The following is a 12,899-nucleotide window of genomic DNA, read 5'->3' as shown; positions in this document are numbered from 1 at the left end:
GTGCAGCTGCACCACCTGTCCATGACGGCCATCGGGCCGTATGCCGGCACCGAGGTCATCGACTTCACCACCGTCGGGCGCGCCGGCCTCTTCCTGCTCGAGGGCCCCACCGGCTCGGGCAAGTCGACGATCATCGACGCCATCACCTTCGGCCTCTACGGCAAGGTCGCCCAGGCCTCGGCGGACGTCGAGCGCATCCACTCCCACCACGCCGACCCCCGCACGGTGCCGGTCGTCGTGCTCGTCTTCGAGACCCAGTCGGGTCTCTACCGCGTGCAGCGCACGCCTCGCTTCGAGCGGCCCAAGTCGCGCGGCGAGGGCAGCACGGTGCAGCAGCCGACGATCAAGCTGTGGCGCCTGCAGACCCCCGACGACCTCGTGGGCGGCGAGCTGCTCTCGACCAACATCGGCGACTGCGACGACGAGATCACCCGCGCCGTCGGCCTCACCCGCGACCAGTTCGTGCAGACGGTGATCCTGCCGCAGGGCGAGTTCGCGACCTTCCTGCGCGCCCGCTCCGAGGACAAGGGCAAGCTGCTCGAGAAGGTCTTCGGCACGGCGTTCTTCCGCCGGGTGCAGGACGAGATCGTCGAGGCCGGCCGCGTCGCCCAGGCCCGTCGTCAGTCGGCCGTCGACGAGATCCGGCTCGCCGTGCACGCGCTCGCGGTGTCGGCAGGCCTCGAGACCGAGCGCCGCGAGGTCCTCGAGGATCTGAGCCGCACCGCCCCCGAGTCCCTCGACGCCGAGCTGGCCCAGGTCGTCGACGAGCTGACGACCCGTGAGCGCCACGCCGGCAAGGCGAGCCGCGAGGCCATCGAGACCCACAAGCAGATGGCCGACATGGTCAGCGACGCCCGGTTGCGCATGCAGCGTCGGGAGCGGCTGCTCCAGCTCCAGCAGCAGGAGCACGACCTCGGCAAGCAGGCGGTCGCCTTCCAGCAGCTCGGCGAGGAGGTGGCCCGCGCCCGACAGGCCCGACCCGTCGCCGGCGCCGTGCGCACCCTGGCCCAGTCCGATGCCGCCCTCAAGCGAGCCGAGGCAGCCCTGACGCAGTCCCGTGCGCGCGTCGACGCGGCCCTGCGTGACCACGGTCCCGCCGCGCTGCGAGAGGCCGCGGCGCAGGCCCGCGAGGTCGTCGGGTCTCTCACCGGCGCCATCACGCTCGAGGACGCCCTTCCCGGCCGCGTCGCACAGCTGGGGCAGCTGCGCGAACGGCTCGACGGCCTTCACCGGTCGGTGACGGCCGTGACGACCGAGCTCGAGGCCCTTCCCATGACGATCGCGACGCACGAGGAGGCGCTGACCGAGGCCCGACGTGTCGCCGCCCTCCTCGACGGACGCACCGCCGAGGGCGAGCGCGTCAAGGAGAGGCTCGAGGCAGCGGTCGCGCACGAGGCCGCCCTGGCCCGCGCGCCGCGGGCCGAGTCGGTGGCGACCGAGGCCCTGTCGGCGGTCGCGACCGCGGAGACCTCCCTCGCGGGCCTGCGCCGAGCCCGCATCGACGGCATCGCCGGAGAGCTCGGCCTCTCCCTCGTCGCGGGCGACCCGTGCCCCGTGTGCGGGTCGCTCGAGCACCCCTCGCCGGCCCACCCGACCCTCGATGCCGTGACCCCCGAGCAGATCGAATCCGAGGAGGGTCGGGTCGTCCGCCTCCGTGAGCAGGCAGCCCTCGCGGCCGAGGCCCTCGGCAACCTGCGGTCTGAGGTGCGCGAGCTGGCGGCCCGGTGCGACGGCCTCGACGTCGCCACGGCCCGGTCGCGGGCCGAGGCTGCGGCCCGTGAGCTCGCGGAGTCCGTGCGGGCGCGTGCCGACGTCGAGGTGGGGGTCGGCCGCCTGACCGAGCTGCGCGACCGCGTCGACACCCTCTCCGCGCAGGCGGGCCGCCTCGGTGCCGACCTCGCCCGCACCGAACAGTCGGCCGCCGACCTCGAGGCCCGCATCGCCGAGGAGACGTCTGTCGTCGAGATCGCTCGCGACGGCCACCCCAGCGTCACCGCCCGGCGCGACGACCTCGTCGCCCGCGCCGCCCGCATCGACGCCCTCGTCGATGCCCTCGGCCAGCGCGACGTCGCGGCAGCGTCGGTCGCCGAGGACACCGCAGCGCGCGACGCCGACCTCGCCCAGTTCGGCTTCGCCGACGTCGCCGAGTGGATGGCGGCCGACCGCGGCGCCGAGTGGATCAACGCCAAGACCCGCGAGATCGCCGAGTTCGAGCGCGCCTGCACCCAGGTCCGGGCCGGCCTCACCGGGCCCGAGCTCGCCGACGTCCAGCTCGACGCCCTCTTCGACGACATCGAGCAGCTCGAGGCCCTCGCCGCCGCGGCCAAGAAGGAGATGGAGGCCGCGACCAACGAGCACGGCAGCCTCCGCGACCAGGTGACCCGCACCAAGCGACGGGTCACCGACGTGCGCGAGGCGATGGCCCGCAACGCCGCCGTCATCGCCGAGACCGCCGACGCCGTGCGGGTCGGCCAGCTCGTCGCCGGCAACGGCGACAACCAGCTCAACCTCGACCTCGCCAAGTACGTCCTCATCCGGCGGTTCACCGAGGTGCTCTCGGCGGCCAACACCGAGCTCGGACGCTTCTCCGGCGGCCGCTACACGCTCGAGCACACCGACGCGAAGAAGGGCAACGCCAAGTCGGGCCTCGGCGTGCGGGTGCACGACATGCAAACCAACCAGGTCCGCGAGGTCGGCACGCTCTCGGGCGGCGAGACCTTCTACGTCTCGCTGTCCCTCGCGCTCGCGCTGGCCGAGGTCGTGCGGGCCGAGTCCGGAGGCGTCGACCTCGGCACGCTCTTCGTCGACGAGGGCTTCGGCACCCTCGACCCCGACGTGCTCGACGACGTCATGCACACCCTCGAGGGACTGCGCGAGGGCGGACGCACCGTCGGCATCGTCAGCCACGTGACGGAGCTGAAGTCCCGGGTCGCCGACCGCATCGAGGTGCTCGTCAAGCCCGACCGCACGAGCACCCTGCGCATCACCGCCTGACACCCCGCCGTGACACCTGCCGGTCCCGCTCCTCCGTCGAGGGGACCGCCGCCACACCCGCGGGCCCCGCTCCCCGTCGAGTGGACCCGTCGTCACAGGTGCCGGGGCCGGAGAGTCGGGGTCCGTGGGACCGCGGGGCCATTCGACGGGGCCTACGATCCGGGCATGAGGATCGCCGCGAGCGTGTTCGTCGGGCTGGCCGCACTGCTGCACGTCTACATCTTCTGGATGGAGAGCGTCGGCTGGACCCGGCCCGAGGTCTGGAAGCGCTTCGGCGTCGCCGACCAGGCCGCGGCCGACGTGACCCGGTCGATGGCCTACAACCAGGGCTTCTACAACCTCTTCCTCGGGCTCGGTGCCGGGCTCGGCCTCGTGCTGTGGTGGACCGGTCACGACACGGCCGGACGCACGCTCGCCCTCTTCTGCACCGGGTCGATGGTGCTCGCCGCCTCCGTCCTCGTGACGACGGGACGCAGCTACCTGCGGGCGGCCCTGACCCAGGGCACGCTGCCGCTCATCGGCTTCGTGCTCACCCTGCTCAGCTGACCCTGCTCGGCTGACCCTGCTCAGTTGAGGCCTGGCCGGCAGGCCCTTCCCAGCCCACCAGCCTCGGCCGACAGGGGTCGGCCTGAGGCGCTCAGCCGACGGTGACGGCGGACCTCACTCGGGACGCGCCGACGACGAGGACCACGACACCGACGACGGCGGACCCCGACGCGAGGACGGAGTAGCCGAGGGACCCGACGACGACTCCGGCCGCCACGCCTCCCACCGCTCCGGCGAGCCCCATGAGCACGTCGGCGAGACCCTGCGTCGCCGGGCGCTCGTCGGTCGCGACGACCGAGGTCAGCAGGGTCGACCCGGACACGAGCGTGCACGACCAGCCGACTCCGAGCAGGAAGAGCGCGACGAGCAGCAGTCCGGACCAGCCGGCCTGCGAGCGCGAGGCGAGCAGGGACGCGAGTGTCAGCACGACGCCACCGGTCATGGCGACGGACGGGGCGCCCCAGCGGTCGACCGCTGCACCCACGAGCGGCGACAGGGCGAACATCCCGAGGATGTGCACCGAGATGACGAAGCCGATGACCTCGAGCTCGGCATGACCGTGCTGCATGTGGATCGGCGTCATGACCATGACGCTGACCATCACGAGGTGTCCGAGGGCCATGACGAGCATCGCCTGCAGCGCCCGGGGGTTGCGGCGCACGACGGCGAGGCCCCGTCGCATCGACCCGTCGTGGTTCGGCACGTCGGCCACGCCCCCGGACGCCGGGTCGACGACGACGTCGGGCTCGACGGCCCGGCGGGCATCCTCGCGATCGGCGGCGTCGAGGGCGCGGGCGGTGATCAGCGGGTCGGGTCGCAGCAGCCGGTCGACGACGACCCAGGCGAGCACGAAGCCGACGAGCGAGAAGAGGAACGTCCCGGCCAGCTCGGGCAGGCCGAGGGTGCGCGCGAGCGCCTTGCCCGGACCGACGAGGTTCGGCCCGACCACGGACCCGATCGTCGTGGCCCACACGACGACCGACAGGTCTCGACCACGGTGCACCGGCGCGGCGAGGTCGGCGGCGGCATACCTCGTCTGGTTGTTGGCGGTGGTGCCGCCACCGAAGAGGAACATGCCGACGACGAAGAGCGGGAACGAGCGCAGCACCGCGGCGAGGAGCACGAGCGCGGCGCCCACGAACGCCACCGCGAGGCCCGATCGCAGGCCCACGCGGCGCCCCCGGGCCGCCGTCGCCCGAGCGACGGGGATCGTCAGCAGCGCTGTGCCGAGCACCTGCGCCGTGGTGCCGACGCCTGCGAGCGCCTCGGTGCCGCTCAGGTCCTCTGCGAGGAGGGCACCGACGGCGATGCCGCACGCCATCCCCACACCGCTGAGGATCTGGGATCCGACGAGAGTCCGAACCACCCTGCGCTGCAAGGCTGCCCGGTCGAGGGAGGCTGGAGCGCGGACCACCCGCGCCTCAGACGTGACGGCGCGACGTGATGACGCGGAAGCGGTTCGCGACGAAGGCAGCGTCGGTGTAGGCGGAGTTGGCGGCCGGGTTGGCACCGGTGCCGTGGAAGTCGGAGAACGCCGCCGTCTGGTTGACGAAGATCTGGCCGGTGAGGTTCTCGGACAGGGCGACCCCGCCCTCGGCCGCGGCGTCGCGCGCCGCGTCGAGCACCGACTCGTCCGTCGAGTACACGGCGGCCGTCATGGCGCCGTGCTCGCGCACTGTGTCGGCGAGCTGCGCGAGCGACTGCTCGGTCGAGGCGGTGCGGATGAGGAAGCCGACCGGGCCGAAGCACTCCTGCGTGTAGACGTCCTCGCGGGCGACGTCGACGGCGACGAGGCCGGGCGCACGGACGACGGCATCGGCATACGCCGGGTGCGTCACGCGGCGCGAGTCGAGCACGACGCGACCGTCGGCGTCCTGCGCGATCGAGGCGAGCGAGTCCGCGTTGTCGCGCACCTGGTCGTTGACCGTGGCGCCGAGCAGCTCGACGGCCTTGGCGTCGTCGCCCGTGAGGCGCCCGACGGCGCCGGCGAGGCGGTCACCGAACTCGTCGAAGCTCAGGTGCCCCTCGTCGGTGTCGACGCCGCCCTCGGGCACGTAGATGTTCTGCGGCGCCGTGCACATCTGGCCGGAGTAGAGCGTGAGGCTGAAGGCGAGGTTGCCGAGCATGCCGCGCAGGTCGTCGGTCGAGTCGACGACGATGGAGTTGAGGCCGGCCTTCTCGGTGTAGACGAGCTTGCCGTGCGCGGCTGCGGACTCCTCGAGCCAGGCGCCGAACGTCGGGCCGCCGGTGTAGTCGATGATCGCGAGCTCGTCGCGCTCTGCGAGCGTCTTGGCCAGGCCCTGGCCGTCCGCCTCGGCGGCGAGCTGGACGAGCGCCGGGTCGAAGCCCGCCTCGGTGAGCACCTCGCGGGCGACCTCGACGGAGATCGCGAGCGGCAGCACGGCGCGCGGGTGCGGCTTGACGACGACCGCGTTGCCCGTGACGAGCGAGGCGAAGATGCCGGGGTAGGCGTTCCACGTCGGGAACGTGTTGCAGCCGATGACGAGTGCCACGCCGCGCGGCACGAGGCGGTAGTCCTTCTGCATGCGGGTCGGAGCGGGCTTGCCCTCGCGGTCGCGGCCGGGCTTCTCCCAGACGACCGACGCCGGCACGCGCTCCTGCTCGACGAGCCCGGCCGCGACAGCCTCGATCGCGCGGTCCTGCGCGTGCGGGCCACCGGCCTGGAACGACATGACGAACGGCTGCCCCGACGTGTGCATGACGGCGTTCGCGATCTCGAAGCTGCGCTTGTTGATGCGGTCGACGATCTCGACGCACACCGCGGCCCGCACCTGCGGACCTGCGTCACGCCAGGCCGGCATCGCCGCCCGCGCGGCCGCGAGCCCCGCGTCGAGGTCCAGCGCCGGGTAGGTGACGCCGAGCGTCGGGCCGTAGGGCGAGACCTCGCTCCCCACGAAGGTGCCGTCGGTCGGCTGACCCGACAGGCCGGCATACGCCGTGTCCAGGTGCGCCTCGTGCGCGGCGAGTCCGTCGGCCGCGGCGGTCTCGCCGTAGACGCGAGGGCTCGGCGACTCGGGGTAGCGGGAGTACCAGGAGCGGCTCGCCAGGGCCTGACGGATCTCGTCGAGGACTCCCGCGTGCGCGTCGAGCAAGGGGTGGGTGGGCGTCGTTGCCGGTGCAGTCACGGGTCGATGCTAGCCCCGGCGCACACCGGGGCCGTATGCCGTCGGGCACCGTCACGCGGCCTCCCACCGCGCACCCGGGGCGGGGGAACGGGCAGGATGGCGGGCATGGACACGGACCTCACCGAGCCCGAACACGCACGCGCGGAGCCTGTCGACGAAGGGTCGCCGTTCGGCCCGGTCGGCGTCGTCGGCGCCGGCGCGATGGGCGCCGGCATCGCCCAGGTCGCCGCGACCGCCGGCCACGCCGTGACGCTCGTCGACGCGGCTCCCGGCGCGGCAGCGACTGCGGTCGAACGCATCGGCGCCGCGCTGTCGCGGCTCGTCGGGAAGGGACGGCTCTCGTCGGACGACGCGGCGGCCGTTCTGGCGCGCATCACGCCGGCCGAGACCCTTGACGAGCTGCCCAACTGCGGGCTCGTCATCGAGGCAGTGCCCGAGGACCTCGAGCTCAAGCGCCGCATCTTCGGTGAGCTCGCCGACAGGCAGCCGTCGACGACGGTGCTCGCGACCAACACCTCGAGCATCGACATCGACGACATCTCCGCCGAGGTCGCCGACCCGGAGCGCGTGCTCGGCCTGCACTTCTTCAACCCCCCGCCCGTCATGGAGCTCGTCGAGGTCGTGCACGGCGAGCGCACGGCGGACGCCTACGTGGAGCACGCCCTCGCGCTCATGAAGGCCTGGGGCAAGACCCCCGTCCGCTGCAGCTCGACACCGGGCTTCATCGTCAACCGCGTCGCGCGACCCTTCTACGGCGAGGCCCAGCGCATCGTCGAGGCCGGCATCGCCGACGCCGCGACCGTCGACTGGGTGCTGCGCGAGAAGGGCGGCTTCCCCATGGGCCCGCTCGAGCTCACCGACTTCATCGGGCAGGACGTCAACCTCGCGGTCGGCACGTCGGTGTGGGAGCAGACGGGCCGCGACGAGCGCTATGCGCCGACGGCCTTCCAGCAGGAGCTGGTCGAGGCCGGCCGGCTCGGCCGCAAGTCGGGCCGGGGTGTCTACGCGTATGCCGCCGACGGCTCGTTGGACGCCTCGGCGCAGGACGGTGGGCCCGACCTCGAGCTCGCCGGACGACTCGTCGGCGGGCCGGTCGCGACCGACCCGCTCGCCCGGACGGTCGCGATGCTCGTCAACGAGGCCGTCGACCTCGTCGCCCGCGGCGAGGCGAGCGCCGACGACGTCGACACCGCGATGCGGCTCGGCACCCGCTACCCGAGGGGCCCGATCGAGTGGGGCCGTGAGGTCGGCTTCGACGTCGTCGCCCGGCAGCTCGCCGAGCTCGACGAGGCCTACCCCGGAGGCCGCTACCGGCCGAGCCCGGCCCTGACCGACGGGAGCCTGACATGAGCGAGACCCAGCTCCCTGCCGGTGGCGGCCCGGACGCAGACGGCTCGGACCCCGAGGCCGGCGTGGCCTTCGCGCGGCAGATGTGGGCCGACGACGAGGCCTCGCGCCGGCTCGGCATGGAGGCGGTCGTCGTGGAGCAGGACCATGCCGTGGTGCAGATGGCGATCCGTGACGACATGGTCAACGGTCACGCCATCTGCCACGGCGGCTACATCTTCACCCTGGCCGACTCGTGCTTCGCGCTCGCCTGCAATTCGCGGGGGCGCCTCACGGTGGCGGCCGGGGCCGACATCTCCTTCACCGCGCCGGGCCGGCTCGGGGACGTGCTCGTCGCCGAGGGCCACGTGCGCTCGGCGTTCGGGCGCAGCGGGATCACCGACGTGACGGTCAAGCGGGAGTCCGACGGTCAGATCATCGCCGAGTTCCGCGGCCGCAGCCGCAGCCTCAAGCGCTCCTGACCCCACACCCGTCGAAAGGCCACATGTGGCCGGGTCCCGAACGTCGAAAGGCCACGGTTTGTGGGTGTGGTGACGTCGAGAGGCCAACGTTCGTGACGAACGTTGGCCTCTCGACTGGTCGGAGGCCGCAAACTCTGGCCTCTCGACGGTGAAGAGCTGGTGCGGGCCCTCAGTCAGCGGGAGCGGCGGGTGCCTGCGCGGGAGCCGGCGGAGAACGACGCGGCGCTGCCGCCACTGCTCGTCGAGTAGACGGTCGAGGAGCCGCCGCGACGGCCCGAACCGCCGGTGCCAGCGCTGCCGGCGCCACCGGAACGACGACCACCCTGGCCACCGGCCTGACCTCCACGGCCACCGCCGGCGCCACGACCGGAACCGGCTGCACGGCCCGAGCCCTCGTCGGCGCGGCCACGAGCGCGGCCACCCTCGCCGGCAGGCCGAGCGGCTGCGGCGCCACGGCCACCACCGGAAGCACCGCCGTTGCCGCCGCGGCCACGACCGCGTCCACGGCCACCAGCGGCGCCACCGCCACCGTTGCCGCCGCGTCCGCCCCCGGCACCCGCGGGCGCCTCCTCGCGGACGAGCCCACCGGCATACGACCGGTCGCCGGGGGCGAGCTCGGTGAGAAGCGGGTGTCCGAGCTGGACGCGCGTCGTCGTCGGCTTGATACCGGCCTTGCGCGTCAGGTCACGCACGTCGCGCACCTGGTCGTCGAGCATCATCGTGACGACGGTGCCGTCATTGCCCGCGCGGGCGGTGCGGCCCGAGCGGTGGAGGTAGGCCTTGTGCTCGACGGGCGGGTCGGCGTGGATCACGAGCGCGACGTCGTCGACGTGGATGCCGCGGGCCGCGATGTCGGTCGCGACGAGCGTCTGCGCGCGGCCCGAGTGGAAGTCGTCCATGTTGCGCGTGCGGGCACCCTGGCTGAGGTTGCCGTGCAGCTCGACGGCCGGAACTCCCGAGGCGTTGAGCTGCTTGGCGAGCTTCTTGGCCCGGTGCTTGGTGCGCGTGAAGACGACGGTGCGACCCGGCGCGGCGGTGAGGTCCAGCAGCACCGGAAGGTGTGAGCCGTTGTCGACGTGGAGCACGTGGTGGCTCATCGTCGAGACCGGCGACTGGGCCGAGTCCGCCTCGTGCGTCACGGGGTTGTTGAGGAAGCGCTTGACGAGGACGTTGATCGCGCCGTCGAGGGTCGCCGAGAACAGCAGTCGCTGGCTCTTCGGCGGGGTCTTCTCCATGATCCGGCGGACGCCGGGCAGGAAGCCGAGGTCGGCCATGTGGTCGGCCTCGTCGAGGATCGTGATCTCGATGCCGTCGAGGAAGACGTGACCCTGCTGCATGAGGTCCTCGAGGCGGCCGGGGCAGGCGACGATGACGTCGACACCGGCGCGCAGGCCCTGGACCTGGGGGTTCTGGCCGACGCCGCCGAAGATCGTCTGCGACGTGAGGCCGAGCGGCTTCGCGAGCGGCGCCATGGCGGTGTCGATCTGCGTCGCGAGCTCGCGGGTCGGCGCGAGGATCAGGGCGCGGGGACGACGCGACTGGCGGCGGCCGCCCGACTGCGAGAGGCGGGTCAGCAGGGGCAGCAGGAACGCGTACGTCTTGCCGGAGCCCGTGCGGCCACGGCCGAGGACGTCGCGCCCGGCGATCGAGTCGGGCAGCGTCGCGGCCTGGATCGGCGTCGGCACGGTGATGCCGAGGTCGTCGAGGACGGTGACGAGGTGGGTGGGCACGCCGAGAACGGCGAAGTTCGTGTCAGTGGACACAGGTGGGTACTCCAAAAAGTGGATGCGGTCGTTCTGCCCGGCGCGACGGCCTCGGCTGTGAGGTGTCGCGGCGCAAGAGCGAATCGACGGGGCCGGCGACACTCCGCCAGGCCAAGAAGAAGCAGCCCGAGGCAGAACTGGGCGGGCCGCTGGTGTCCATGCTACCCGAGTGCGGCCGATGCCCCGCATCGGTCGTCCACCGACGGCCCTCGGGACCCGACGACGGCCCTCGGGGCCTGACGACGGTCACGTCGCGAGGATCTTCGGGGCCTTTCGGCACAGACCTCGCAAACGGCGGGCGCGATCCGGCAAATCGTCTGACGGACGCCACAGCCCTTCCCTACCGTCGATGGCACGACGTCGTTGGGACGCCGCGAGAGCGCACCGCAACTCCCGCTCTCGAGGATGACAAGGGGACAACCACATGACGATCACCATCCGTGCGATCACTGCTGCCGTCGCCGCGTGTACGACAGCCACCGCGCTCGTCGCCGTCACGGCGACCGGCGCCTCCGCCCATCAGCCCGGAGCCAACCCCGGGCACTCACCGAAAGTGCTGAACAGCAAGGTGATTGCGCCCTTCGGCATGGCCATCGCCGGCCAGGACGTCTGGTACACAGACGGATTCGTCGGCACCGTCAACAAGATCTCGCGAGGGACCGACACCGTCGTCACGACGGGACCGCAGCCGGAGGTCGCCGGCATCGACGTGATCCAGGGCGGCCGCACCTTCGCCTTCACGTCGTCGAACGACGACCACAGCGCCACGACCCTGACGATCCGCACCAAGGGCCGACCGGACGTCGTCGCCGACCTCAGCGGCTACGAGCGGACGGCGAACCCCGACGGGGGCGCCACCTACGGCGTCGTCTCCGGGGGCACGTCCTGTGCGCCGGGAGAGCTGGACGCCTTCTTCCAGAATGCCTTCCAGCTGCCGGCGACGTACACCGGCCACGTCGACTCCCACCCGTATGCCGTCGCCTACCTCGGTGACGGGTCGTGGGCGGTCGCGGACGCGGGGGGCAACGACGTCCTCCGTGTCGACCGTCGGGGGCACGTCTCGACGATCGCGGTCCTGCCGCCGCAGCCCGTCACGCTGTCGGCCGCGCAGGTCGCCGCGATCGGTGCGCCGTCCTGCCTGGCCGGGGCGACGTACAACTTCGAGGCCGTCCCGACCGACGTCGAGCGCGGCGAGGACGGCCGGCTGTGGGTCTCGACGCTGCCCGGCGGCCCCGAGGACCCGAGCCTCGGAGCCCGGGGGTCGGTCTACACCGTCAACCCGTGGAGGCACTCGGCCAAGCGCGTGGCGACCGGCTTCCTCGGCGCGACCGACCTCGCCCTCGGCGACGACGGGGCGGTCTACGTCGCAGAGCTCTTCGCCGGGAAGGTGACGAAGCTGATGCACGGCCGCACCTCGACCGTCGTCACGACGGACCGTCCGCTGTCGATCGAGATCCAGGGCCGGTCGCTCTACGTCGGCACCCTCGCCGACGTGGCGTTCGGACCGAACGGCCCGGTGGTCAACGCTCCCGGCAGCATCACCCGCTACCGACTCTGACGCGGGCCGGTCACGCCGGACGCCCCGGGCGACCGTGCCCGGGGCGTCCCTGTGTGCCCGCTAACGGTTCGGTCGCATCCGTGGGAACTCGCAGGGAAAGGTGGCAGGATCTGCGCATCAGGAGCCGCACCGCCGCACCTGTTCCACGGACGACCTGCTTGCCCCGGAAGGACCCTTTGATGCGTCGCATGTCCCTCTTCACCGTCACCGGCCTCGTCGCCGCCGGCCTCACCCTGTCGGCCTGCGGCTCCAACTCGTTGTCGGGTGGCGGCTCACCGGCCGGAACGGGTGCCGCACCGACCAACCAGTCCTCCGACGTAGCGCTCGTGGGCAAGCTCCCGGCGAAGATCAAGTCCGCGGGCAAGATCATCGTCGGCGTCGACACGAGCTACCCGCCCAACGAGTTCCTCGGCACCGACGGGAAGACCGCCGAGGGCATGGACATCGACCTCTTCCAGGCGGTGGCGCGCAAGTTCGGCGTGCAGGCCGAGTTCCAGACGGCCTCCTTCGACTCGATCATCCTCGGCGTCAGCAGCGGCAAGTACGACGTGGGCGTCTCGAGCTTCACGATCAATCCCGACCGCAAGAAGCAGGTCGACATGGTCAGCTACTACTCGGCCGGCACGCTGTGGGGCGTCCCCAAGGGCAACCCGAAGAAGGTCGACCCGGACAACGCCTGTGGACTCAACGTCGGAGTGCAGAAGGGCACGACGCAGGTCGACGACCTCACCGCCCGTAGCAAGAAGTGCACCGCCGCCGGCAAGCCGGCCATCAACCAGATCGTCGAGGACCTCCAGGTCAAGGTCAACGCCGACCTCGCCAGCGGCAAGGTCGACGCGATGGCTGCAGACTCCCCCGTCACGGCATATGCCGTGAAGCAGACGAACGGCGCGGTGGAGACGGTCGGCAAGCCCTACGACACCGCGCCCTACGGCTACGTCGTGCCCAAGAGCGAGAGTGACTTCGCCGCGGCCATGGTCGATGCGCTCAAGGCGCTCGACGCGTCGGGCGACTACACGAAGATCCTCACCAAGTGGAACGTCCAGGACGGCGCCATCCACGACTTCGCCGTCAACCCGTGACG

General features: G+C 72.2%; 9 protein-coding genes. 6 read left to right on the top strand and 3 right to left on the bottom strand.

All coding sequences use genetic code 11. The features are described from left to right. Positions 1–2,994 (top strand): AAA family ATPase, encoded by a 2,994-nt coding sequence (locus ABD297_RS12935; protein WP_344255360.1) that lies wholly within the window; start codon positions 1–3, stop codon positions 2,992–2,994. Positions 2,995–3,159: 165 nt separating this feature from the next. Next, complete coding sequence (locus ABD297_RS12930; RefSeq protein WP_344255359.1) at positions 3,160–3,540, top strand: DUF1304 domain-containing protein; 381 nt, start codon at positions 3,160–3,162, stop codon at positions 3,538–3,540. Positions 3,541–3,631: 91 nt separating this feature from the next. Here the strand turns inward: ABD297_RS12930 and ABD297_RS12925 are convergent, their stop codons facing one another. Next, entirely contained in the window at positions 3,632–4,954 is a 1,323-nt protein-coding gene (locus ABD297_RS12925) for an MFS transporter (RefSeq protein ID WP_425581167.1), read from the bottom strand. Positions 4,955–4,961: 7 nt separating this feature from the next. Beyond that, the gene (paaN, locus tag ABD297_RS12920; RefSeq protein WP_344255357.1) at positions 4,962–6,686 is read right to left on the bottom strand and encodes a phenylacetic acid degradation protein PaaN; all 1,725 of its coding nucleotides are present in this window, start codon (positions 6,684–6,686) and stop codon (positions 4,962–4,964) included. A gap of 105 nt (positions 6,687–6,791) precedes the next feature. Here paaN and ABD297_RS12915 point away from each other — a divergent pair, with 105 nt between their 5' ends. Further along, the gene (locus ABD297_RS12915; RefSeq protein WP_344255356.1) at positions 6,792–8,036 is read left to right on the top strand and encodes a 3-hydroxyacyl-CoA dehydrogenase NAD-binding domain-containing protein; all 1,245 of its coding nucleotides are present in this window, start codon (positions 6,792–6,794) and stop codon (positions 8,034–8,036) included. Beyond that, positions 8,033–8,494, top strand: coding sequence for a hydroxyphenylacetyl-CoA thioesterase PaaI (gene paaI / locus ABD297_RS12910; RefSeq protein ID WP_344255355.1), 462 nt, complete (start codon positions 8,033–8,035; stop codon positions 8,492–8,494). Before ABD297_RS12915 ends, paaI begins: the two co-directional genes overlap by 4 nt. A 173-nt stretch (positions 8,495–8,667) precedes the next feature. Here the strand turns inward: paaI and ABD297_RS12905 are convergent, their stop codons facing one another. After that, positions 8,668–10,257 (bottom strand): DEAD/DEAH box helicase, encoded by a 1,590-nt coding sequence (locus ABD297_RS12905; RefSeq protein WP_344255354.1) that lies wholly within the window; start codon positions 10,255–10,257, stop codon positions 8,668–8,670. Positions 10,258–10,681: 424 nt separating this feature from the next. On the opposite strand from ABD297_RS12905, the gene ABD297_RS12900 reads away from it, so the two are divergent. Beyond that, positions 10,682–11,815, top strand: coding sequence for a ScyD/ScyE family protein (locus ABD297_RS12900; RefSeq protein ID WP_344255353.1), 1,134 nt, complete (start codon positions 10,682–10,684; stop codon positions 11,813–11,815). A 179-nt stretch (positions 11,816–11,994) separates the two neighbouring features. Continuing rightward, positions 11,995–12,897, top strand: a complete 903-nt coding sequence (locus tag ABD297_RS12895) for an ABC transporter substrate-binding protein (protein ID WP_344255352.1) — start codon at positions 11,995–11,997, stop codon at positions 12,895–12,897. Positions 12,898–12,899: the final 2 nt, after the last annotated feature.

This window comes from Terrabacter carboxydivorans (assembly GCF_039532035.1).
Taxonomy (GTDB): domain Bacteria; phylum Actinomycetota; class Actinomycetes; order Actinomycetales; family Dermatophilaceae; genus Terrabacter; species Terrabacter carboxydivorans.
This window is presented reverse-complemented; position numbering and strand designations above follow the sequence as displayed.